Annotated in this window: 24 protein-coding genes; 19 read left to right on the top strand and 5 right to left on the bottom strand. The window is 65.3% G+C overall.

Going from position 1 to position 23,095, the window contains the following annotated elements; translation table 11 throughout:
• Positions 1-141: 141 nt before the first annotated feature.
• The 4 genes from AC0J42_RS27455 to AC0J42_RS27440 all read left to right on the top strand — a co-directional run bounded on the left by AC0J42_RS27455 (position 142) and on the right by AC0J42_RS27440 (position 4,444).
• Positions 142-2,043 carry a sigma-54-dependent Fis family transcriptional regulator gene (locus tag AC0J42_RS27455; RefSeq protein ID WP_416427077.1) on the top strand — a complete coding sequence of 634 codons (1,902 nt, stop codon included), beginning with the start codon at positions 142-144 and terminating at the stop codon, positions 2,041-2,043.
• A 145-nt stretch (positions 2,044-2,188) separates the two neighbouring features.
• On the top strand, positions 2,189-3,538 hold the full coding sequence (gene mpl, locus AC0J42_RS27450; RefSeq protein ID WP_416427076.1) for a UDP-N-acetylmuramate:L-alanyl-gamma-D-glutamyl-meso-diaminopimelate ligase: 1,350 nt from the start codon (positions 2,189-2,191) through the stop codon (positions 3,536-3,538).
• Complete coding sequence (gene ubiX / locus AC0J42_RS27445; RefSeq protein ID WP_416427075.1) at positions 3,535-4,164, top strand: flavin prenyltransferase UbiX; 630 nt, start codon at positions 3,535-3,537, stop codon at positions 4,162-4,164. The genes mpl and ubiX overlap by 4 nt, the downstream gene beginning before the upstream one ends.
• Positions 4,157-4,444: a YceK/YidQ family lipoprotein gene (locus tag AC0J42_RS27440; protein WP_416427074.1), complete on the top strand. Its 288-nt coding sequence runs from the start codon at positions 4,157-4,159 to the stop codon at positions 4,442-4,444. The genes ubiX and AC0J42_RS27440 overlap by 8 nt, the downstream gene beginning before the upstream one ends.
• Positions 4,445-4,604: 160 nt before the next feature.
• Here AC0J42_RS27440 and AC0J42_RS27435 read toward each other — a convergent pair whose 3' ends face one another.
• The 3 genes from AC0J42_RS27435 to AC0J42_RS27425 form a co-directional block, all read right to left on the bottom strand.
• A complete protein-coding gene (locus AC0J42_RS27435) occupies positions 4,605-5,246 on the bottom strand; it encodes an oxidoreductase (RefSeq protein ID WP_416427073.1) in 642 nt (213 codons plus the stop codon).
• A gap of 26 nt (positions 5,247-5,272) precedes the next feature.
• The gene (locus AC0J42_RS27430; RefSeq protein WP_473004613.1) at positions 5,273-7,006 is read right to left on the bottom strand and encodes a C13 family peptidase; all 1,734 of its coding nucleotides are present in this window, start codon (positions 7,004-7,006) and stop codon (positions 5,273-5,275) included.
• 88 nt (positions 7,007-7,094) lie between these two features.
• Complete coding sequence (locus tag AC0J42_RS27425) at positions 7,095-7,550, bottom strand: MaoC family dehydratase (protein ID WP_416427071.1); 456 nt, start codon at positions 7,548-7,550, stop codon at positions 7,095-7,097.
• A gap of 157 nt (positions 7,551-7,707) precedes the next feature.
• On the opposite strand from AC0J42_RS27425, the gene AC0J42_RS27420 reads away from it, so the two are divergent.
• Genes AC0J42_RS27420 through AC0J42_RS27410 form a run of 3 tightly spaced genes read left to right on the top strand, consistent with a single transcriptional unit; the run spans position 7,708 to position 9,375 of the window.
• Positions 7,708-8,061: a CidA/LrgA family protein gene (locus AC0J42_RS27420; protein WP_473004612.1), complete on the top strand. Its 354-nt coding sequence runs from the start codon at positions 7,708-7,710 to the stop codon at positions 8,059-8,061.
• A gap of 2 nt (positions 8,062-8,063) precedes the next feature.
• Complete coding sequence (locus AC0J42_RS27415; RefSeq protein WP_473006907.1) at positions 8,064-8,774, top strand: LrgB family protein; 711 nt, start codon at positions 8,064-8,066, stop codon at positions 8,772-8,774.
• A 10-nt stretch (positions 8,775-8,784) separates the two neighbouring features.
• Positions 8,785-9,375: an LON peptidase substrate-binding domain-containing protein gene (locus AC0J42_RS27410; RefSeq protein WP_473004611.1), complete on the top strand. Its 591-nt coding sequence runs from the start codon at positions 8,785-8,787 to the stop codon at positions 9,373-9,375.
• Between the two features lie 106 nt (positions 9,376-9,481).
• Here the strand turns inward: AC0J42_RS27410 and AC0J42_RS27405 are convergent, their stop codons facing one another.
• Positions 9,482-10,798 carry a bifunctional DedA family/phosphatase PAP2 family protein gene (locus AC0J42_RS27405; RefSeq protein ID WP_473004610.1) on the bottom strand — a complete coding sequence of 439 codons (1,317 nt, stop codon included), beginning with the start codon at positions 10,796-10,798 and terminating at the stop codon, positions 9,482-9,484.
• A 3-nt stretch (positions 10,799-10,801) separates the two neighbouring features.
• Positions 10,802-11,497 carry a DNA-3-methyladenine glycosylase gene (locus AC0J42_RS27400; RefSeq protein ID WP_473004609.1) on the bottom strand — a complete coding sequence of 232 codons (696 nt, stop codon included), beginning with the start codon at positions 11,495-11,497 and terminating at the stop codon, positions 10,802-10,804.
• 180 nt (positions 11,498-11,677) lie between these two features.
• Between AC0J42_RS27400 and AC0J42_RS27395 the strand changes: the two genes are divergently transcribed.
• The 12 genes from AC0J42_RS27395 (at position 11,678) to lipA (ending at position 22,966) form a co-directional block, all read left to right on the top strand.
• Positions 11,678-12,949: a glutamate-5-semialdehyde dehydrogenase gene (locus AC0J42_RS27395; protein ID WP_473004608.1), complete on the top strand. Its 1,272-nt coding sequence runs from the start codon at positions 11,678-11,680 to the stop codon at positions 12,947-12,949.
• 10 nt (positions 12,950-12,959) lie between these two features.
• Positions 12,960-13,628 carry a nicotinate-nucleotide adenylyltransferase gene (gene nadD, locus AC0J42_RS27390; protein WP_416427477.1) on the top strand — a complete coding sequence of 223 codons (669 nt, stop codon included), beginning with the start codon at positions 12,960-12,962 and terminating at the stop codon, positions 13,626-13,628.
• 16 nt (positions 13,629-13,644) lie between these two features.
• Positions 13,645-14,037, top strand: a complete 393-nt coding sequence (gene rsfS, locus AC0J42_RS27385; RefSeq protein ID WP_027981076.1) for a ribosome silencing factor — start codon at positions 13,645-13,647, stop codon at positions 14,035-14,037.
• A gap of 9 nt (positions 14,038-14,046) precedes the next feature.
• A complete protein-coding gene (gene rlmH / locus AC0J42_RS27380; RefSeq protein WP_027981077.1) occupies positions 14,047-14,514 on the top strand; it encodes a 23S rRNA (pseudouridine(1915)-N(3))-methyltransferase RlmH in 468 nt (155 codons plus the stop codon).
• Between the two features lie 18 nt (positions 14,515-14,532).
• Positions 14,533-16,428, top strand: a complete 1,896-nt coding sequence (mrdA, locus tag AC0J42_RS27375) for a penicillin-binding protein 2 (protein ID WP_416427065.1) — start codon at positions 14,533-14,535, stop codon at positions 16,426-16,428.
• Between the two features lie 31 nt (positions 16,429-16,459).
• Complete coding sequence (gene rodA, locus AC0J42_RS27370; RefSeq protein ID WP_416427476.1) at positions 16,460-17,563, top strand: rod shape-determining protein RodA; 1,104 nt, start codon at positions 16,460-16,462, stop codon at positions 17,561-17,563.
• 17 nt (positions 17,564-17,580) lie between these two features.
• On the top strand, positions 17,581-18,591 hold the full coding sequence (mltB, locus tag AC0J42_RS27365) for a lytic murein transglycosylase B (RefSeq protein ID WP_416427064.1): 1,011 nt from the start codon (positions 17,581-17,583) through the stop codon (positions 18,589-18,591).
• Entirely contained in the window at positions 18,591-19,604 is a 1,014-nt protein-coding gene (locus AC0J42_RS27360; RefSeq protein WP_416427063.1) for a septal ring lytic transglycosylase RlpA family protein, read from the top strand. Before mltB ends, AC0J42_RS27360 begins: the two co-directional genes overlap by 1 nt.
• 175 nt (positions 19,605-19,779) lie before the next feature.
• On the top strand, positions 19,780-20,940 hold the full coding sequence (locus AC0J42_RS27355) for a D-alanyl-D-alanine carboxypeptidase family protein (RefSeq protein ID WP_416427062.1): 1,161 nt from the start codon (positions 19,780-19,782) through the stop codon (positions 20,938-20,940).
• An 82-nt stretch (positions 20,941-21,022) separates the two neighbouring features.
• Positions 21,023-21,298 carry a DUF493 domain-containing protein gene (locus tag AC0J42_RS27350; RefSeq protein ID WP_027981082.1) on the top strand — a complete coding sequence of 92 codons (276 nt, stop codon included), beginning with the start codon at positions 21,023-21,025 and terminating at the stop codon, positions 21,296-21,298.
• Complete coding sequence (gene lipB, locus AC0J42_RS27345) at positions 21,298-21,945, top strand: lipoyl(octanoyl) transferase LipB (RefSeq protein WP_473004607.1); 648 nt, start codon at positions 21,298-21,300, stop codon at positions 21,943-21,945. Before AC0J42_RS27350 ends, lipB begins: the two co-directional genes overlap by 1 nt.
• A 40-nt stretch (positions 21,946-21,985) precedes the next feature.
• Positions 21,986-22,966 carry a lipoyl synthase gene (gene lipA, locus AC0J42_RS27340; protein WP_416427474.1) on the top strand — a complete coding sequence of 327 codons (981 nt, stop codon included), beginning with the start codon at positions 21,986-21,988 and terminating at the stop codon, positions 22,964-22,966.
• Positions 22,967-23,095 lie beyond the last annotated feature (129 nt).

Raw genomic sequence — 23,095 nt, 5'->3', positions numbered from 1 at the left:
CTTCGTGGCAACCCCGCGACAGTGGGCGTGACACTTTGTGCCAGGCATGACACAGCCGTGACCCATGGGTCGAAGGTGGCATTGCATTGGGGGGGCGCCTGGAGGATGCTGGAGATCACCTCCACTGGAGAATAATAAAAAGTGCACAGTGATCATCTCAGCCGCCACGCCCGCCAGGTGCTGACCGTCGCCCGGGGCCAGGCACCGTCCGGCAGCCCTGCCAGCGATCCTTCTATCGCCCGCTCCTGGTTGCGTTGCCTGGAGGACTACCACCTGGACCCTTCCGTGGCCATGGCGCCCACGGTGCTGGAGCATGGGCGCATCCTTGAAAGCCGCGAGCGCATGCAGCAGGTGCTGCAGATTGCCGGCGGCGAAATGGCCAATTTGCATCAACAGTTGTCCGGCGCGGGCCACGCGGTGCTGCTCACCGACGCCCGCGGGGTGATCCTCAACTGCGTCACCGCGCCCACCGAACGCAAGGTGTTCGAGCGCGCCGGGCTGTGGCTGGGCGCCGACTGGAGCGAGGCGCGCGAGGGCACCAACGGCATCGGCACCTGCCTGGTGGAGCGCCAGGCCCTGACCATTCACCAGGATGAACACTTCCGCGGCCGCCATACGGGCCTGACCTGCTCGGCCAGCCCGGTGTTCGACCCCAATGGCGAGCTGCTGGCGGTGCTGGACGTGTCTTCGGCGCGGGCCGACGTCTCGCGGCAGAGCCAGTTCCACACCATGACCCTGGTCAACCTCTCGGCGAAGATGATCGAGAGCTGCTATTTCATGCGCCACTTCGAAGACCAGTGGCTGTTGCGCTTCCACTTGCAAGCCGAATCCGTGGGCATGTTCAGTGAAGGCCTGCTGGCCTTCGACGAACAGGGGCGCATCGTGGCCGTCAACCAGAGCGCCCTGAACCTGCTGGGGCGCGGGCGCGGCACCCTGGTGGGGCAGCCCGTGGAGGCGTTCTTCGAATGCGCGCTGGGTGAACTGCTGGGCCGCGCCACCCAGGAGGCCACCGCCAGCTGGCCGCTGCGCAGCCGCGATGGCCGGCCACTGTTTGCCAGCCTGCGCGGCCGGCCGCGGCCGCAGGTGCTGGCCGTGCCGGCGCGGCAACCGGCGGCCCCGGCTGTGGATATCTGCCTGGGCGACGAGCGCCTGCAGCTGGATTTCCGCCGGGCGCTGAAGGTCTTCGAGCGTGACGTGCCACTGATGGTCCATGGCGAAACCGGCTCGGGCAAGGAGGCCTTCGCCAAGGCCGTGCACCAGGCCAGCCGCCGCGCCGACAAGGCCTTCGTCGCCCTCAACTGCGCGTCGCTGCCCGAGAGCCTGATCGAGAGCGAACTGTTCGGCTACCGCGGCGGCAGCTTCACTGGCGCGCGCAAGGAAGGCATGCGCGGCAAGTTGCAGCAGGCCGACGGCGGCACCTTGTTGCTGGATGAGATTGGCGATATGCCCCTGGCCCTGCAAACCCGCCTGCTGCGCGTGCTGGAAGACCGCATGGTGGTGCCGCTGGGTGGCGAGGCCGTGGCAGTGGATGTGCGTATCATCAGCGCCACCCACCGCAACCTGCTGGAGCGGGTGCGCGAGGGCAGTTTCCGCGAAGACCTCTATTACCGCCTGAACGGGTTGGAAATCGACCTGCCGGCCCTGCGCGACCGCACCGACAAACCGGCCCTGCTGGATTTCATCCTGGCCCAGGAGGCAGGTGGCGAACCGATGCACCTGGCACCGGAAGCACGGCAGGCGCTGCTGGCCTTCAACTGGCCCGGCAACGTGCGGCAGATGCGCAACGTGTTGCGCACGCTGGTGGCGCTGAGCGAAGGCGGGCAGGTGACGTTCGCCGACCTGCCGGGGTACCTGCGCGACCAGGCGCAGCCCGCGCCCTTGCCCGAGCAGCCGTTGGCCGAAGCCGAGCGCACGGCGTTGATCGGCGTGCTGGAACGCCAGCGCTGGCACATGACCCATGTGGCCGAGGAGCTGGGCGTGAGCCGCAACACCTTGTATAGAAAATTGCGCAAACACCGCATCAGCCGCCAGCTGAACGCGTGACCGTGGGAGCTGGCTTGCCAGCGAGTTGTCGGTGCCGCGAAAAACTCGCTGGCAAGCCAGCTCTCACACGGACAGGTGCCGCAATCAGCGCGTGAGATTTTTCCTACCGTGGGCTACCCTGCCTCGATGTTTTACGAGGTCAATCATGCACATTCATATTCTCGGTATCTGCGGCACGTTCATGGGCTCGCTGGCGGTACTCGCCAAGGAATTGGGCCATCACGTCACTGGCTCGGACGCCAACGTCTACCCGCCCATGAGCACGCAACTGCAGGCCCAGGGCATTGAACTGACCCAAGGCTACGACGCCGCCCAGCTGGACCCTGCGCCTGACCTGGTGGTGATCGGCAACGCCCTGTCGCGCGGCAACCCGGCAGTGGAATACGTGCTGAACAAGGGCCTGCCCTACGTGTCGGGCCCGCAATGGCTGGCCGACCACGTGCTGCAGGGCCGCTGGGTACTGGCCGTGGCCGGCACCCACGGCAAGACTACCACCAGCAGCATGCTCGCCTGGGTGCTGGAACACGCCGGCATGGCGCCGGGCTTCCTGATTGGTGGCGTGCCGCAGAACTTCGCGGTGTCGGCACGCCTGGGCGACACGCCGTTCTTCGTGGTCGAGGCCGACGAGTACGACAGCGCCTTCTTCGACAAGCGCTCGAAGTTTGTCCACTACCGCCCGCGCACGGCGATCCTCAACAACCTGGAATTCGACCACGCCGACATCTTCCCCGACCTGCCGGCCATCGAGCGGCAGTTCCACCACCTGGTGCGCACCATTCCCAGCGAAGGCCTGGTGATTCACCCCACCACAGAGCCGGCGTTGCAGCGCGTGATCCAGATGGGCTGCTGGACCCCGGTGCAGACCACCGGCGCTGGCGGCCAATGGCAGGCGCGCCTGTTGAGCGAAGACGGCTCGCGCTTCGAGGTGTTGTTCGATGGCAAGGTAGAAGGCACCGTGGACTGGCCGCTGACCGGCCAGCACAACGTCGCCAACGCCCTGGCTACCCTGGCCGCGGCACGCCACGTTGGCGTGGTGGCGGCCCTGGGCATCGAAGCCCTGAGCGCGTTCAAGAACGTCAAGCGCCGCATGGAAACCGTGGCCCAGGTGCAGGGCGTGACCATCTACGATGACTTCGCCCACCACCCCACGGCTATCGCCACCACCCTGGACGGCCTGCGCAAGCGCATCGGCGATGCACCGCTGATCGCGGTTATCGAGCCGCGCTCCAACTCCATGAAGCTGGGCGCCCACCGCGACGGCCTGCCGGACAGCGTGCGCGATGCCGACCAGGTGATCTGGTACGCACCGCCGAACCTGGGTTGGGACCTGGCCGCCACAGCGGCGCAGTGCCCGGTGCCGGCCATTGTCGCCGACTCGCTGGAGGCGATCATCGCCCGGGTGCAAAGCCAGGCGCAGCCAGGCACCCACGTGGTGATCATGAGTAACGGCGGCTTCGGCGGCCTGCACCTGAAGCTGGCCGAGGCGCTCAAATGAGTGGCCCCGAACGCATCACGCTGGCCATGACTGGCGCCTCGGGCGCCCAGTACGGCCTGCGCCTGCTCGATTGCCTGGTGCGCGAAGACCGCGAGGTGCACTTCCTGATCTCCAAGGCCGCGCAGCTGGTGATGGCCACCGAGACCGACGTGGTGCTGCCGGCCAAGCCCCAGGCCATGCAGGCGTTCCTCACCGAATACACCGGCGCTGCGGCCAACCAGATCCGCGTCTACGGCAAGGAAGACTGGATGTCGCCGGTCGCCTCAGGCTCCGGCGCGCCAGCTGCCATGGTCGTGGTGCCGTGCTCCACGGGCACCCTGTCGGCCATCGCCACCGGCGCCTGCAACAACCTGATTGAGCGTGCCGCCGACGTCACCCTCAAGGAGCGCCGGCAGCTGATCCTGGTGCCGCGCGAGGCGCCGTACTCCACCATTCACCTGGAAAACATGCTCAAGCTGTCGCAGATGGGCGCGGTGATGCTGCCGGCATCGCCCGGTTTCTACCACCAGCCGCAGACCATCGATGACCTGGTGGACTTCGTGGTGGCGCGGGTGCTGAACCTGCTGAACATTCCCCAGGACATGCTGCCGCGCTGGGGCGAGTACCACCTGGGCGGCGATGAATAGATTCCTGCCGTGCCTGCTGGCCGCCCTGCAACTGGGCGGCTGCGCCAGCGTGCGCACCCTGGACGCGGCCAAGCCGGGCGCGCCGGTGGTGTATTCCGGGGCGCGGCTGGATTGGTATGCAATCGAAGGCGGGTGCTGCCCTGTGGATAAGTTTGGCGCCGAGGCGCCGGCCTGGCCGCAGGTTGACCTGCCGTTCAGCACCTTGCTGGATACGCTGCTGTTGCCGTTGTCGGTGCTCAACGTGCTCGGCTTCGGCGTGCAAGCCCAAGGCGGCCTGTAGATCCCGTACCGGTAACTGTCTTGAAATGGCGTCGCCTGCATCGCGACTAAAGTCGGCTCCTACACCGTTCGTGGTAGGAGCCGGCCTTGGCCGCGATGCAGGCGAGGCGATCTTCGCGTAGCAGCTGCCGCAGGCTGCGTCCCGCGCGAAAACGCGGCCCTTACCTGCCCAGACGGCGCAGTTCGTCGGATTCGACCACGCGGATACCGTCCTGCTCTTCAAGCGCCAGGCGCCACAGCGCCCGCGCCAGCTGGCACGCCTCGATGCCGCGGTATTTGCCCGGAATCAATTTGGCCAGCGGTGCCACCAGCTGCTCGCCCAGGCGCGGCTGCACCCGGGTGCCCAGCAGCAATGAAGGCCGCACGATGGTCAGCTGTGGCCAGTTCATGGCCTTGAGGTCGCGCTCGGTCTCGCCTTTCACGCGGTTGTAGAAGATCTTCGACTTGTCGTCGGCGTCGATGGCGCTGATCACCAGCAGGTGCCGGGCGCCCATCTCCCGGGCGCGGTGGGCGTAGGCCATGACCAGGTCGTGGTCGATCTGGCGGAACGCCTCCTGGGAGCCGGCCTGCTTGATGGTGCTGCCCAGGCAGCAATAGGCCACGTCGACGCGGCCCGCCAGCGCCGGCAGCAGGTCAGTGAACGGCCCTACCGGGTTTTCCAGGTGCGGGTGCTCGGCAAGGGGGCGACGGGTGGGCGCCAGTACGCGGCTCACCGTGGGTTCGTTGAGCAGGCGGTCCAGCAGATGTTCACCCGTGAGACCGGTGGCTCCAGCGAGCATGATGTGCTGCGGCGTCAAATACATGTTGTCTCTCCCCTGTTACAGGAAGTCTAGTGGCTTCCTGCACTTTTCGCCTGGGCCCCACTGCCCAGTGCCGCACTTTGCAGCGCCCGCTTGGCCTGCTGCTGGCGCAGGCGTTGCCAGTGTGCAAGTACGCCCTTGGGGGCCCAGATCTGCGGCTCGGACGCATCGAAGCCGTCCGCCTGTTCACGTTCGGCAACATGCTTGCGGGCAAGTTCGAACGCTTGTTGCAGGTCGTCCGTTTCGTTCAGGGCCTGGGCGAACAGCGCGTCGCCAAAATAGGTGAAGTCCGACTCCTCCGAGCAGCCAAACGACACGCGGTCGGCTCGCGAGGCGGTCATGACCAGCGTGTGGTCGTCCTTGAGCGCCGGCACGAAGCCGCCGGAGTAGCACGCCGAGATCACCACGATCTTGTCGCGGTTCTTCAGCGGCGCCAGCACCGCGGCCAGTTCGTCGGGTGGCAGGTCCGACAGCTGCAGGCGCGGCTGGTCCAGCACCAGCTCATGTTCGTGGGTGCCGTGGCTGGTCAGGTAGATGAACACCAGGTCCTCGGCGCCGCTGCGCTGGGCGATGGTCTGCACCGCGCGGCTGAGGGTCTCGCGGGTGGCCATGGGCCGGTCGCCCAGGTGGTCGCGGTGGTTCACCAGGTTCACCTGGCCCACGGCGCCGAAGCGGCTGGCGAGCATGTGGTTGACGTAGTCGGCCTCGCGCATGAACACGCTCTGCTTGCCATCACCGGCCAGGGTCAGGCTGTACAGCTGGATTTCGCCATTGGTGGAGGCGGGCACGGCAGCCAGCGCCTTGTCCAGCAGCGCGCCCTGGTTCAGCAGGCCCAGTTCGAGGGTGTCGGGCAGCAGCTTGCCCTGGGCGTCGCGTACGCGCTGGCCGTTGGTCCACCAGCCGCTTTCCACCTCGCCGTCCTTGTGGGTGAGGGTGCCCTTGCCGTCGTAGGTGTCGGTGTCGAAGTTGCCCACGTAGCTGCTGCCATCGGCCAGGCTCAGGGTGCCCTGGCCGGCGAAATGCCAGTCCTCGAAACGGCCCTTGAAGTGGCTGCCGTCGCTGCCGAACATTTCGCCCTCACCGCTCAGCGCGCCTTCCTTGAACTCGCCGATCCAGACGTCGCCCTCGGCGCTTTCGTAGCGGCCGCGGCCTTGCAGGCGGTTGTGCTGGAACTCGCCGATGTACTGGTCGCCGTCGGAACTGCTGAAGGTGCCGTGGCCCTCCAGCTCGCCGTTGACGAAATTGCCGGTGAACTGGTTGCCGCTGCCGTCGCTGCGCACGCCTTCGCCGTTGGGTTTGCCTTGGGCGAACACGCCCTGGTAGTCGCTGCCGTCGTCCAGCTCCAGGTGCCCGGCGCCCGAATACTGGTCGGCCTTGAAGCCGCCACGGTAGCTTTGCCCCGGCTCTTTCAGCGTGCCTTCGCCGTCGCGGCGGCCCAGCTTGAAGGTGCCGGTGTAGGTAGTGCCGTTGGCGCTCAGGGTGCCCTGGCCGTCGAACAGGCCCTGCTTGAATTCGCCGCGGTAGAGTTCGCCGTTGCTGCCGTGCCATTCGCCCTGGCCGTGCCACTGGCCGTTGAGGAACGCACCGGTGTACCAGCTGCCGTTGGGGTAGTCGATCCGGCCCTGGCCCTGCAACAGGCCATTGACCACCTCGCCACGGTAGCGGCCGCCATCGGGCAGGCGCGCGTCGGGAGGGGAAAGGGACTCGCCATCGCCACAGGCGGTGATCAATAAGGTCAGGGCGAGGGGAACGAGTGGGCGCATGGCGGGATCCGGGCAAGTAAGGCGCCGAGTATGCCGCACAATGCCCCCGGTGAAACAGCCACCGGCGGCATTGCCCGCTGTCTGGTTATTACACGAAGCAGAGTGATAGCGGTTCGGCGATATATGCCGGCTTCTCCGAACCCTCGATTTCAAGGGTGGCGGTAGCCTTGAGCAGCCATTGGCCGGGCTTTTTCTCGGTGACTTCGGTGAGTTCTACCTTGAGCCGCACGTTGGAGTCGACCTTCACCGGCTGGATGAAGCGCACGCTGTCCAGGCCGTAGTTGACCACCATTTTCAGGCCCTCGGGCACCACCAGCAGGTCTTCCATCAGCTTGGGGATCAGCGACAACGAAAGGAAACCGTGGGCAATGGTGCTGCCAAACGGGGTCTTGGCGGCTTTTTCCGGGTCCACGTGAATAAACTGGAAGTCACCGGTGGCCTCGGCAAACAGGTTGATGCGAGCCTGGTCGATCTTCAACCATTGGGAATACCCCAGTTCCTTACCGACGTACTGCTTGAGTTCTGCAACGGGTACAAAGGGCATCTGCACTCTCCTTGTTGATGGCGCGTTGGCATACGCGCGTCTAGATCAGCATGGTCATCCACGCCGGTCAAGCTTCCATGGCCATGGCGAATGGCGGTTTATAGCCGCCAAGCTTGCGTGCTTATAATGGCCCGGCATGCCAGGGGCGGAGAAAAATATGTTGTTACGTGGTTTGACGTGGCTGATCGTTTTCCAATTGCTGGGCACAGCCATCAATCATCTGGTGCTGAGCATGCTGCCGGGGCCGATTATCGGCCTGCTGCTGTTGCTGGCGTTCCTGATGGTGCGCGGCGAGGTGGGCAAGCCTCTGGGCGACGCCTCGTCCAGCCTGCTGCGCTACCTGCCGTTGTTGCTGGTGCCGCCGGCCGTGGGCGTGATGGCCTATGCCAGTGATATTGCTGCCGACTTCTGGGCGATTGCCGGCACCCTGGTGATCTCGGTGCTGGTGTCCATGGCGCTGGCGGGCTGGCTGATGCAGAAAATGCTGGCGCGGCGCGGGGACCACTCATGACCCTGGACTGGCACGGCGCGCTGGCGTCGGTGATTCACCATCCGCTGTTCGGCATCGGCATCACCCTTGGCACCTACCAGCTGGTGCTGGCCGGGTACGAGCGCACCCGCTGGATCTTCCTGCAGCCGGTGCTGGTGTCCATGCTGGTGATCATCGGTATCCTGCTGCTGACCGGCGTCAGCTACGGCGAATACCGCAAGAGCACTGACATTCTCGGCATCCTGCTGGGGCCCGCCACCGTGGCCTTGGCCGTGCCGTTGTACCTGAACCTCAAGCGTATCCGCCAATTGCTGGCGCCTACCTTGGCTACGCTGGTGGTAGGCGGGGTGTTCGCCACCGGCCTGGGGCTGTTGCTGGCCTGGAGCTTCGGCGCCGAGCACATGATTCTGATGACCCTGGCGCCCAAGTCCGTGACCTCGCCCATCGCCATGCTGGTAGCGGAGCAGATTGGTGGCGTGGCAGCGCTGGCGGCAGTGTTCGTGCTGATTACCGGCGTGATCGGCGCGATCTTCGGTCCGGCCATGCTGTCCATGCTCAAGGTACGCAGCCCCGCAGCCCGGGGCATGGCCCTGGGCATGACCGCCCATGCGGTGGGCACTTCGGTGGCCCTGCAGGAAGGCGAGGAGTGCGGGGCCTTCGCTGCGCTGGCGATGAGCCTGATGGGGGTGTCGACCGCGGTGTTCCTGCCGCTGGTCGTCAGCCTGTTCGTTTAAGGAAACCACTATGACCTTGCCGTTATTCCCCCTCAATACCGTGCTGTTCCCCGGCTGCATGCTCGACCTGCAGATTTTCGAGGCGCGCTACCTGGACATGATCGGCCGCTGTATGAGGCAGGGCGCCGGGTTCGGCGTGGTGTGCATCCTGGAAGGCCAGGAAGTCGGCCCGGCGCCCACCGGGCATGCGGTTATCGGCTGCGAGGCGGTGATCCGCGATTTCCAGCAGCAGGACAACGGCCTACTGGGCATTCGCGTGGAGGGCGTGCGCCGCTTCCGCGTGACCGGCACCGAGCTGCAGCGCGACCAGCTGCTGGTGGCGGACGTGGAGTGGTTGCCGGAAAGCGCCGACCAGCCGCTGCAGGAAGAGGACGACGACCTGGTGGCGCTGCTGCATGCCCTGGCCGAGCACCCGATGGTGGCGGCGCTGGACATGGGCAACGAGATCCCCGGGCGCCAGTCGCTGGCGAACCAGTTGGCGTACCTGCTGCCGTTCCCTGAGCTGGACAAGATCGACCTGCTGGCGCTGCAGGAACCTTCCGAGCGGCTCGCGGGCATCCAGGTACTGCTCGACGACCTGCAGGGCGAACTGTTCGCCTGACCCCTGTATCAACAACCGTCTTTGTGGGAGCTGGCTTGCCAGCGAGTTTTTAGGGCCTCAACAGCTCGCTGGCAAGCTAGCTCCCACAACAACGTCGTAGCGGCCTTCAATAGGCGTAGCGCAGCAGGGTATGGGAAAACTCCCGCGTGGCGAAATAGGCCAGCACCACCGTTGTGACCGGCATCACCACCCACCACACCCTCGGCGCCATGGCTGGCAACGGCTGGCGCCATTGGCTCAGGGTCAGGCTGGCCGCGCACACGAAGCACGCCAGCAGGGCGCCCGCCAGGATATCCGTGGGCCAATGCGCCCCCAGGTACACCCGTGACAGGGCGATGCTCCCCGCCGGCAGGATGCCCAGCAACAACCAGGTCAGCCGCAGCCTTGGCGGCTGGCCGCGCCCGGCCAGCACGGCCAGGGTCAGGAACAGCGCGAACGCCGCCGAACTGTGGCCGCTGGGCATGCTGTAGGTGCCCAGGGGGTGGGTCATCACGTCCGGGCGCATGCGCGCGAACACGTGCTTCATCAGCCCGTTGCCCAGCGCGGTCCCCAGCAGCGTGCCGACGGCAAACACGGCCGGCCGCCACTGGCGCAGCACCAGCAGCAGGCCGCAGAGCAGCGCCGCCAGCACGAACTGGGTGCGGAAGTCGCCCATCTTGGTCAGCGCCACGGCGATGTCGTCAGCCAGCGCACCGCGGTGTTCCTGCACCAGGGTCATGATGCCCTGGTCGAACTGCACCAGGTGCGGCCAGCCCAGGAACACGCCCGCCAGCAGCACCAGGCACATGGCCGTGACCAGCCGGGTGCCATGGCGGCGCGATTGCCAGGCGGCGCTCACGCTCAGGCCGATCAGGATGGCGAAGCCTGCGGCCAGCACGCCTGCCTGGGGCCAGAAGCCTTCCGGCAGCGGCAGGCGCATGGCGGCACCGGTGGCCCAGCCAGGCATCAGGTACACCACCGACCAGCCGGCGCCCGCCAGCAGGCTCACCCCCACGAACCGCACCAGCGGCATGTCGAACATGCCCGCCACCATGGGCAGCATCGGCCGCAGCGGGCCGATGAAGCGCCCCACCAGCAGGCTGGCGATGCCGTAGCGTTGGAAATAGCCTTCGGCGCGGCCGATCCATTCGGGATGGTGGCGCAAGCCAGGCAGGCGGCGGATGTTCTGGTGGAAATGGCGCCCGGTGAAGTAGGACAAACCGTCGCCCAGCAGGCCGCCGATGTAGCCCAGCAGCAAGGTCTCGCCCAGCGACAGCGCGCCGCTGCCGGCCAGCACGGCGATGGCGAACAGCAGCACGGTGCCGGGCACGATCAGGCCGACAATCGCCAGGCATTCGGTGCAGGCCACCAGCACAATCGCCAGCCCCAGCCATTGGGGGTGAGCGGACAACCAGGCGGTCAGCCCGTCGAGCCATGGGCCCATGTTTCAGTTTCCTTGCGTGAGGATGGAAAAGTCGCGACCTTCGACTTGACCGCGGCGCAAGGGGTTCCTTGTGCAATGGCGGGCATGCTCGGCGTCCACGAAGCGGTACGGCAGATGTTCGTCGCGCCCGTGGGGGATGCCCAGGCGGGTGGTCTGGATAATTTGTTTCGGGATAATGCCAAGGTCTTCGACAAATAATTGTTCAGGGTCGAAGCGCTTGGCGTCCCAATTGGGCACCTTCAGGCCCAGCGCCTTGCACAGCAGGGTCTGCCCGGCGCACAGGCGTTCCGGCGGGCGCGGGTTGCCGCTGGCGTCGGGGTTGTTCAGTTGCATCTGCGCCAGGGCGTTGGCGTCGGCATGGGCGTCCACCCAGGGGTAGGCGGACTTGATCAGCACCGCGTTGCCGGGGCCCTGGGCGCTGAAGTTCAGCGAGTCGCCGCCGCGGGCGTAGTACATGTAGATGTGCCCGCCGTCGAGGAACAGCGCCTTGCGTTTCTCGGTGTAGCCCAGGGAGGCGTGGCTGCCTTTCTCGGCGCAGTAATAGGCCTCGGTCTCGATGATGCGTGCCGACAACCAGTACGGCCCCTGGCGATGGCGAATCACCTTGCCCAGCAACTCGCGGGCCAGCACCTGGGCGTCGCGGTCGAAGAAAGCGTCGGGCAGGGGGCGAGCATCGGGCCAGGGCAGGGCAGGCAGCATCGGGCGGTTACCGGAAGATACGAAAGAGCTCGCAAGGATAATATTCATCTGTGGCTTAATCACGGCTGAATCGTTGCCCGTTGTGTGACTGTTTTTGACCATCCGCCTGCCACCGCTGTCGGTGGACCCTCGAGACAGCTATAATCAGCCGCTTTCCTCTTTGCCAAGACCACAGAGACCATGACTGAGTCCGTTCTTGACTACATGACCCGCTTGGGTCGCGCCGCCCGCGAAGCCTCCCGTGTGATCGCGCGCGCCAGCACTGCGCAGAAGAACCGCGCCTTGCAGGCTGCCGCCAACGCCCTGGATGCCGCCCGCAGCGAACTCACCGCCGCCAACGAGCAGGATCTGGCCGCTGGCCGGGCCAACGGCCTGGAGCCGGCCATGCTCGAGCGCCTGGCGCTGACCCCTGCGCGCATCGACGGCATGATCGTCGGCCTGCGCCAGGTGGCCAGCCTGCCGGACCCGGTGGGTGCGATCCGCGACATGAGCTATCGGCCGTCGGGTATCCAGGTCGGCAAGATGCGCGTACCCCTGGGCGTGGTGGGCATCATCTACGAGTCGCGCCCCAACGTGACCATCGACGCCGCCAGCCTGTGCCTGAAGTCCGGCAACGCCACCATCCTGCGCGGCGGCTCCGAGGCCATCCATTCCAACCGTGCCATCGCCGCCTGCGTGCAGCGCGGCCTGGCCGAGGCGGGCCTGCCAGCCGCCGTGGTGCAAGTGGTGGAAACCACCGACCGCGAGGCCGTGGGCGCGCTGATCAGCATGCCCGAGTATGTCGACATCATCGTGCCCCGTGGCGGCCGCGGCCTCATCGAGCGCGTCAGCCGCGATGCCAAGGTGCCGGTCATCAAGCACCTGGATGGCATCTGCCATATCTATGTTGCCGCCGACGCCGACCTGGCCAAGGCCCAGCGCATCGCCTTCAACGCCAAGACCTACCGCTACGGTATCTGCGGTGCCATGGAAACCCTGCTGGTGGACGCGGCCGTGGCCGCCGACTTCCTGCCGGCCATGGCTGCCCAGTTCGCCGAGAAGGGCGTGGAACTGCGCGGCTGCGAGCGCACCCGTGACATCATCCAGGCGCTGCCGGCCACCGAAGCCGACTGGCACACCGAATACCTGGCGGCGATCCTGTCGATTCGCGTGGTCGACGGCCTGGACCAGGCCATCGAGCACATCAATCACTACGGTTCGCACCACACCGATTCCATCGCCACCGAGAACCTGGCCGAAGCCCGCCGTTTCACCGCCGAAGTCGATTCCGCCTCGGTGATGATCAACACCCCGACCTGCTTCGCCGACGGCTTCGAGTATGGCCTGGGTGCGGAAATCGGCATTTCCACGGACAAGATCCACGCCCGTGGCCCGGTAGGCCTGGAAGGCCTGACTTGCGAGAAATACATCGTGGTCGGCGACGGCCAGCTGCGCGGCCAGGAGCCTGCCTGACTTGGGCGACCTGAGCCAGCCAGGCAGCAAACCCGCGCCACGCCGTATCGGCGTGCTGGGGGGCACCTTCGACCCGGTGCACATCGGCCACCTGCGCAGCGCGCTGGAAGTGGCCGATGCGCTGCGCCTGGACGAACTGCGCCTGACGCCCAACGCCCGGCCGCCGCACCGCGACACCCCGCAGGTGACGCCGCAGGACCGCTTGGCGATGGTGCAATGCGCGGTGCAGGGCGTGGCGCCGTTGACGGTGGATGCCCGGGAGCTGCAACGGGACAAGCCGTCCTACACCATTGATACGCTGGAGCTGATGCGCGCGGAACTCGCCGCCGATGACCAGCTGTTCCTGCTGCTGGGCTGGGATGCCTTTTGTGGCCTGCCTTCCTGGCACCGCTGGGAAGAACTGCTGCAGCACTGCCATATCCTGGTATTGCAGCGGCCTGACGCCGACAGCGAGCCGCCGGATGCCTTGCGCAACCTGCTGGCCGCGCGGTCGGTCAGCGACCCGCTGGCCCTTGAAGGGCCTGGCGGGAATATTACTTTCGTCTGGCAGACCCCCCTCGCGGTGTCGGCCACCCAGATCCGTCAACTGCTGGCCAGCGGGAAGTCGGTACGTTTCCTGGTGCCTGACGCGGTACTGGCCTACATCGAGGCGCACGGGCTGTACCGTGCGTCCAATTGAACTGAACGAGTTTTATATGACTAAGCAAAAAATCAGCGTATCCGGCGAAGAGCTGGTCGAACTGGCCAAGGCCGCACTGGAAGACGTCAAGGCCCAGGACATCCTGGTCATCGACGTGAAGGACAAGCACAGCCTGACCGACTACATGGTCATCGCCACCGGTACCTCCAGCCGCCAGATCAACGCCATGCTGGACAAGGTTCGCGAGAACGTGAAGGCCAAGGGCGCGCAGCCACTGGGCGAAGAAGGCAAGGGCGAAAGCGACTGGGTGCTGCTGGACCTGGGCGACGTCATCGTGCACATGATGACCGCTGCTGCCCGCCAGTTCTACGACCTGGAACGCCTGTGGCAGGGCGCCGAGCAGAGCCGTGCCGCCAGCGGCGCGCACCACACCCCGGGCAACGAATAAGGCCGGGCCATGCGTCTGCGTCTGATTGCGGTCGGCTCGCGCATGCCGAAGTGGGTGGAAGACGGTTGGCAGGAATACGCCAAGCGTCTGCCGTCCGAGCTTGCCCTCGACCTGGTGGAAATTCCGCTCAACACCCGCGGCAAGAACGCCGACGTGGCGCGCTTCATCCGTCAGGAAGGCGAAGCCATGTTGGCCAAGGTTCAGCCGGGGGAGCGTATCGTCACGCTCGAAGTGCACGGCAAGCCGTGGAGCACCGAGCAGCTGGCGGTAGAGCTGGACAAGTGGCGGCTGGATTCGCGCACCGTCAACTTCATGGTGGGCGGCCCCGAGGGGCTGGCGCCTGAAGTGTGCGCGCGCGCCGACCAGCGCTGGTCGCTGTCGCCCCTGACCTTGCCGCACCCGCTGGTACGCATCCTGATCGGCGAGCAGTTGTATCGCGCCTGGACAGTCCTGTCCGGGCACCCTTACCACAAATAAGCGTACAAGCCGCCTTTCATGTCCCAGCCGATTCGCCTCAAGGATCACGAGAAAGACGCACGCCTGGTGCGTAGCCGCGTCGTGGTCGGCGCAATCGTGGTGATGGTGATGGTGTGTGCGCTGGTGGCTCGCCTGTATTACCTGCAGGTCATCCAGTACGAATATCACTCCACGCTGTCGGAGAACAATCGGGTGCACGTGCAGCCGATTCCGCCGTCGCGCGGGCTGATCTACGACCGTAACGGGGTGATCATCGCCGATAACCGGCCCAGCTTCAGCCTGAGCATGACCCGTGAGCGGGCCGGGGATTGGGCGCAGGTGCTGGACAGCATCGTCCAGATCCTCGACCTGGGCCCTGACGAACGCGCCATGTTCGAAAAGCGCATGAAGCAGGGCCGCCGGCCGTTCGAGCCGGTACCGATACTGTTCGAGCTCAACGAAGAACAGATCGCCCGAATTGCCGTGAACCAGTTCCGCCTGCCTGGGGTGGAAGTGGTCGCGCAGCTGGTGCGCCATTACCCCCAGGGGCCGCATTTCGCCCATTCGGTGGGCTACATGGGGCGCATCAACGAGAAAGAGCTGAAGAGCCTCGACGCCGTGGCCTACAGCGGCACCCACCATATCGGCAAGACCGGCATCGAGCGCTTCTACGAGCCGCAGTTGCACGGCCAGGTGGGTTATGAAGAAGTCGAGACCAACGCCCGTGGCCGCGTGCTGCGGGTACTCAAGCGCACCGACCCGGTGCCTGGCAAGGACATCGTCCTGAGCCTGGACATCAACCTGCAGGAAGCCGCCGAGGCCGCGCTGGCCGGCCGTCGTGGCGCCATTGTAGCCCTCGACCCGCAGACCGGCGAGGTGCTGGCCATGGTCAGCCAGCCGAGCTTCGACCCCAACCTGTTTGTCACCGGCATCAGCTTCAAGGCCTATGCCGACCTGCGCGACTCCATCGACCGGCCGCTGTTCAACCGCGTGCTGCGCGGCCTGTACCCGCCGGGCTCGACCATCAAGCCGGCGGTGGCCATCGCCGGCCTCGACACTGGTGTGGTCACTGCCAGCACCCGGGTGTTCGACCCCGGCTACTACCAATTGCCCAACTTCGACCACAAGTACCGCAACTGGAACCGCAGCGGCGACGGCTGGGTGGACCTGGACACGGCGATCATGCGGTCCAACGACACCTACTTCTACGACCTGGCGCACAAGATGGGCATCGACCGCCTGTCCAGCTACCTCAACCGTTTCGGCATCGGCCAGAAGGTCGCCCTGGACATGTTCGAGGAGTCCCCGGGGCTGATGCCGTCGCGGGACTGGAAGCGCGCTACCCGGCGCCAGGCATGGTTCCCGGGTGAAACCCTGATCCTGGGGATCGGCCAGGGCTACATGCAGGCCACCCCGCTGCAACTGGCCCAGGCCACCGCGCTGGTGGCCAACAAGGGCAAGTGGAACCGTCCGCACCTGGCGCGCACCATCGAAGGTGAACCGCCGGTGGACGAGAACCCCATGGAAGACATTGTGCTGCGCGACCCCAACGACTGGGACCGCGTCAACCACGGCATGCAGCAAGTGATGCACGGTGCCCGTGGTACCGCCCGCAAGGCTTCGGTCGGCGCCCAATACCGCATTGCCGGCAAGAGCGGCACTGCCCAGGTGGTGGCCATCAAGCAGGGCGAAAAATACGACCGCTCCAAACTTCAGGAACGCCATCGCGACCACGCCCTGTTCGTGGGTTTCGCGCCGGCTGACAATCCCAAAATTGTAGTTGCGGTGATGGTGGAGAACGGCGAGTCCGGTTCCGGCGTCGCGGCGCCCGTGGTGCGCCAGGTGATGGACGCCTGGCTGTTGGGCCCCGATGGCCGGCTCAAGCCCGAGTACGCCAGCAATACCGCAACGGAGATCACCGCACGTGAAGAGTAATTTCGATCGCATGCTCTCCAGCGAGGACGTGATGCGCCGCCGCGCCACCTTGCTGCAGCGCATCCACATCGACGGCCCGCTGTTGATCCTGCTGCTGACCCTGGCGGCCGGCAGCCTGTTCGTGCTGTATTCGGCCAGTGGCAAGAGCTGGGACCTGCTGATCAAGCAGGCCACCTCGTTCGGCATCGGCCTGGTGTCCATGCTGCTGATCGCCCAGCTGGAACCGCGCTTCATGGCCCGCTGGGTGCCGCTGGCCTACTGCCTGGGGGTGATCCTGCTGGTGGCCGTGGACGTCATGGGCCACAACGCCATGGGCGCCACGCGCTGGATCAACATCCCGGGGGTGATCAAGTTCCAGCCCTCGGAATTCATGAAAATCATCATGCCGGCCACCATCGCCTGGTACCTGGCCAAGCGCACGCTGCCGCCCACGCTCAAGCACGTGGGGGCGAGCCTGATGATGATCGGCATCCCGTTCATCCTCATCGTGCGCCAGCCGGACCTGGGCACCTCGTTGCTGATTCTGGCCTCGGGTACATTTGTACTCTTCATGGCCGGCCTGCGCTGGCGCTGGATCATCAGCGTGATCGCCGCGGCGGTGCCGGTGGCGGTGGCGATGTGGTTCTTCATCATGCACGACTACCAGAAGCAGCGGATCCTGACCTTCCTCGACCCCGAGAGCGACCCGCTGGGCACCGGCTGGAACATCATCCAGTCCAAGGCCGCCATCGGTTCGGGCGGGGTGTTCGGCAAGGGCTGGCTGCTGGGCACCCAGTCGCACCTGGACTTCCTGCCCGAAAGCCACACCGACTTCATCATCGCCGTGCTCGGCGAGGAGTTTGGCCTGGTGGGCATCTGCGCCTTGCTGCTGTTGTACCTGGCGCTGATCGGCCGTGGCCTGGTGATTACCGCCCAGGCGCAGACGCTGTTCGGCAAGCTGCTGGCCGGCAGCCTGACCATGACGTTTTTTGTTTACGTTTTCGTCAATATCGGTATGGTCAGCGGCCTATTGCCCGTCGTAGGCGTGCCGCTGCCCTTCATTAGCTACGGCGGAACTTCGCTGGTGACGCTGATGTCAGCGTTTGGGGTTTTGATGTCGATCCATACCCATCGCAAGTGGATCGCGCAGGTTTGATTAAGGTGAAGAATTTCATGCAAGCAGTATGCAACTGGGCCGCTCGGTGCATTCCCTGGGTCGGCCTGGTGGGCATCCTCGGGTCGTCGCAACAGGCGACGGCCGGCGACTACGATGGCACCCCGCAACTGGCCAAGTTCGTTGGCGAGATGACCCGTGACTACGGCTTCGCCGGCGAGCAGGTGATTGGCGTGTTCGAGGAAGTGCAGCGCAAGCAGGCGATCCTCGACGCCATCTCCAAGCCGGCCGAACGGGTGAAACCGTGGAAGGAATACCGCCCGCTGTTCATCACCGACGCGCGCATTGCCCGTGGCGTGGACTTCTGGCGCCAGCACGAGGTAGCGCTCAAGCGTGCCGAACAGGAATACGGCGTGCCGGCGCAGATAATCGTGTCTATTATTGGTGTCGAAACGTTTTTCGGCAGAAATACCGGCAACTACCGGGTGATCGACGCGCTTTCCACCTTGGCATTCGACTACCCGCCACGGGCCGATTTCTTCCGCAAGGAGCTGCGCGAGTTCCTGCTGCTGTCGCGTGAGCAGCAGGTCGACCCGCTGAGCATCAAGGGGTCGTACGCCGGCGCCATGGGCCTGCCGCAGTTCATGCCCAGCAGTTTCCGCGCCTATGCCGTCGATTTCGACGGCGATGGCCACATCAACATCTGGAGTGACCCCGATGACGCCATCGGCAGTGTCGCCAACTACTTCAAGCAGCACGGCTGGGTGATGGGCCAGCCGGTGGTGAGCCGCGCCTCGGTGCGTGGCGAGCACGTGGACGAAGGCCTGAGCCCGGGCATTGATCCGGTCAAGAACGTTGGACAGTTGCGAGCACTGGGCTGGTCGAGTCATGATGCGCTGCGCGACGATATGCCAGTGACTGCTTTCCGCTTCGACGGTGAGTTCGGTCCGGAATATTGGATGGGGCTTGGCAACTTCTACGCCATCACTCGCTATAATCGCAGCGCCATGTATGCCATGGCCGTCTATCAACTGTCGCAAGCACTGGTTCAAGCACGGGGCGTCAAGTAATGCGGACTACGCCGATTCGCACACCACTGAAGCTGATGGGCTACGCAGCCCTGGCCCTGCTCGTCGTCAGCTGCTCGTCGACCAGCCGTGCCCCGCAAAGCGGCGGTTATACCGTGCGCTCGCAGCCTGGCCTGGACATCAACCGGGCCCACAAGGACGGCGCGCCGTGGTGGGACGTGGACGTCTCGCGCATCCCCGACGCCGTGCCCACCCTGCACAGCGGCCCGTACAAGGCCAACCCCTACACGGTGCTGGGCAAGACCTACTTCCCGCTCAACGATGCCAGCAGCTACGTGGCCACCGGCACGGCCTCCTGGTACGGCACCAAGTTCCACGGCCAGAACACTGCCAACGGCGAGGTCTACGACCTGTACGGCATGAGTGCCGCGCACAAGACCCTGCCGCTGCCCAGCTACGTGCGCGTCACCAACCTGGACAACAACCGCAGCGTGATCCTGCGCGTGAATGACCGCGGGCCGTTCTACTCCGACCGCATCATCGACCTGTCCTACGCCGCCGCCAAGAAGCTGGGCTATGCCGAGATCGGCACCGCGCGCGTGAAGGTCGAAGGTATCGACCCGGCCCAGTACTGGGCCCAGCGCGGCCGCCCGGCGCCGCTGATGCTTGACCAGCCGCAGGTGGCGCAGGTGCCGCAGAAGCCGGCCATCACCGCGTCGGCCGGCACCATCGAGCAATGGACGCCGCCGCCACAACAGCATGCCGCCGCCGTCCTGCCCGCGCAGATCGACGCAAAAAAAAACGCTTCTGTTCCAGTCTCTGGCCAGTTTCTCCAGGTGGGAGCGTTCGCCAATCCGGACGCTGCGGAGCTGCTGAGGTCGAAGCTGAGTTCGATGGTGCGAGCCCCGGTGTTCGTCAGCTCGATCGTGCGCAACCAGCAGACACTGTATCGAGTGCGGATGGGGCCGATCGGCACGCCGGGTGAGGTGCAGCAGACCCAGGACAGCGTGCGCCTGGCCAACCTGGGGTCGCCTAGCGTGGTCACCGCCGAATGACTTTTCCGGCCTGGCAACAGGCCGGACCACGGCTGGCGCCTGTCCTTGGGGGCGGGTGCCAGCCGTTTGATTAACGGCCCGCAGAACGGCTGAGCAGTAAACGGGGTCATAGGCCCCGACACAAAACAGATTTTGCCCGAGAGGGCATGTGCCCATTAGCAATTTCGAGAGACGGATGAACATCACCACCTTTGCCAAACGCCTGTGCCTGCCTGTACTGCTGCTGATCGCCCCAGTTGCCATGTCGGCCGAGCAAATGACGCCTGCGGCGCCGCAACTGGCTGCCAAGGCCTACGTACTGATGGAAGCGTCCAGCGGGCAAGTCCTGGTGGATAGCAACGGCGACCAGCGTCTGCCGCCAGCCAGCCTGACCAAACTGATGAGCGCCTACATCGCCACCCTGGAGATCAAGCGCGGCCAGATCGGTGAGAACGATCCGGTGACCGTCAGCGAGAACGCCTGGCGCACCGGTGGTTCGCGGATGTTCCTGAAAGTCGGCTCGCAAGTGTCGGTCAGCGACCTGCTGCACGGCATCATCATCCAGTCGGGCAACGACGCCACCGTGGCCCTGTCCGAGCACATCGCCGGCAGCGAAGACGCCTTCGCCGACATGATGAACAAGACCGCCGGCGACCTGGGCATGGAGAACAGCCACTTCATGAACCCTACCGGGCTGCCGAACCCGGATCACTACTCCACCCCGCACGACATCGCCAAGCTGGCCCGCGCGATCATCAACATCGACCCGGCCCACTACGCGATCTATTCGCAGAAAGAGTTCTTCTGGAACAACATCAAGCAGCCTAACCGCAACCTGCTGCTGTGGCGCGACAAGACCGTCGACGGTCTGAAAACCGGCCACACCGAAGAAGCCGGCTACTGCATGGCGGCCTCGGCCGTACGTGATGGCATGCGCCTGATCGCGGTCGTGTTCGGTACCACCAGCGAAGCGGCCCGTGCTGCCGAAACCCAGAAGCTGCTGACCTACGGTTTCCGTTTCTTCGAAACCCAGACCTTCTACCAGAAGGGCACCGAGCTGGCTAAAGCCCCGGTCTGGAAAGGTGCTACCCACGAAGTGCGTGCGGGCCTTGCCGACGACCTGACCATGACCCTGCCAAAAGGCCAGCTGAAAGGCCTGACCGCCACCATGACCATGAAGCCACAGCTGACCGCGCCTATCGCCAAAGGTGACGTGATCGGTAAAGTGGAAGTCAAAAACGGTGACCAGGTGGTCCACAGCGCCGACCTGATCGCCCTCGACGCGGTCGAGGAAGGTGGCTTCATCCGCCGCATGTGGGATAGCATTCGTCTATTCTTCTACGGCTTGTTCAACTGATTACGTGAACAGCATGCCCCCTGGCTGCGCCGTGCGGCCAGGGGGTTTGTCCGTCTTCACGGCTTAAGAGGCCGTTACTGCTATGACAGACACAGAAGTCAAGGCTCCTAAAATCGAATTCCCTTGCGCCGATTATCCGATCAAAGTGATCGGTGATACCGGCGCGGGCTTCAAAGACAAAGTCATCGAAATTGTCACGCGTCACGCCGACATCGAGCATGACAAGACCGCCGAACGCCAGAGCAGCAATGGCAAGTACACCACGCTGCAGCTGCACATCCTGGCCACCGGGCAAGACCAGCTCTACAACATCAACAGCGAACTGCGTGCCACCGGCGTAGTTAAAATGGTGCTCTGATGTCGCGGTGCCTGGGCTTTCGCGAACTGGGCCTTGTGGCCTACGAGCCGGTCTGGCACGCGATGCAACGTTTTACCGACCAGCGCACCCCGGCCACCGGGGACGAGGTCTGGCTGGTGCAGCACCCCGCGGTGTTCACCCAGGGCCAGGCGGGCAAGGCCGAGCACCTGCTGGTGCCCGGCGACATCCCGGTGGTGCAGGTGGACCGTGGCGGCCAGGTGACCTACCACGGCCCCGGCCAGTTGGTGGCGTACCTGCTGCTGGACGTGCGACGGCTGGGCTATGGCGTGCGTGACCTGGTCACGCGCATCGAGCAGACCCTCGTCGCGCTGCTGGACGAGTATGGTGTACCGGCGGCGGCCAAGGCCGATGCCCCCGGTGTGTATGTCCAGGGTGCGAAGATCGCCTCGCTGGGCCTGCGGATCCGCAACGGGTGTTCCTTTCATGGCCTGGCCTTGAACGTGGACATGGACCTGGCGCCGTTCCGCCGTATCAACCCCTGCGGATATGCCGGGCTGGCGATGACCCAGTTGTGCGATCATGCAGGCCAGATTGAATATGCCGAGGTTGGTGCCCGGCTGCGCGCGCAGCTCGTCAAGCACCTCGACTACGCTGAGCAGACGACCCTGACGGGCGGAATCGATTGATATGACTACCGCGCAAGACACAGCTGAATCCGTGCAATCCATGATCCCGGTGACCAACGTGACCCCGCCCCGGCCAAAAGTCGAGGCCGGCGTGAAGCTGCGTGGTGCCGAGAAGGTCGCGCGTATTCCGGTGAAGATCATCCCTACCGAAGAACTGCCGAAGAAGCCTGACTGGATCCGCGTGCGCATCCCGGTTTCGCCGGAAGTCGACCGCATCAAGCAGCTGCTGCGCAAGCACAAGCTGCACAGCGTGTGCGAGGAAGCGTCCTGCCCGAACCTGGGCGAGTGCTTCTCCGGTGGTACCGCTACCTTCATGATCATGGGTGACATCTGCACCCGTCGCTGCCCGTTCTGCGACGTCGGCCACGGCCGTCCGAAAGCCCTGGATGCCGACGAGCCGATGAACCTGGCCGTGGCCATCGCCGACCTGCGCCTGAAGTACGTGGTCATTACCTCGGTGGACCGCGACGACCTGCGCGACGGCGGTGCCCAGCACTTCGCCGACTGCCTGCGGGAGATCCGCAAGCTGTCGCCGGGCGTGCAGCTGGAAACCCTGGTGCCGGACTACCGCGGCCGCATGGACGTGGCGCTGGCCATCACCGCCGCCGAGCCGCCGGATGTGTTCAACCACAACCTGGAAACCGTGCCGCGCCTGTACAAGGCCGCGCGCCCGGGTTCGGACTACCAGTGGTCGCTGACCCTGCTGCAGAAGTTCAAGGAACTGGTGCCGCATGTGCCGACCAAGTCCGGCCTGATGCTGGGCCTGGGCGAGACCGACGAGGAAGTGATCGAGGTGATGCATCGCATGCGCGAGCACAACATCGACATGCTCACCCTGGGCCAGTACCTGCAACCATCGCGCAGCCACTTGCCGGTGCAGCGTTTCGTGCACCCGGACACCTTCGCCTGGTTCGCCGAGGAAGGCTACAAGATGGGCTTCAAGAACGTCGCCTCCGGCCCGCTGGTACGTTCCTCGTACCACGCCGACCAGCAGGCGCACGAGGCCAAGATCAAGCTCTGATCGACGCCTGAAGCACCCGTGCCGGCCGGCAGTTCACCGAACTGCGGCCGGCATTGTTGTTCATGGGCCATGACATTGGGATACAGGGGGTTACACGGCTATGCTGTTCTGTCACCGGGAACGCTCTAA

It is taken from the genome of Pseudomonas sp. Tav-5-1A (assembly GCF_055755055.1).
This window is presented reverse-complemented; position numbering and strand designations above follow the sequence as displayed.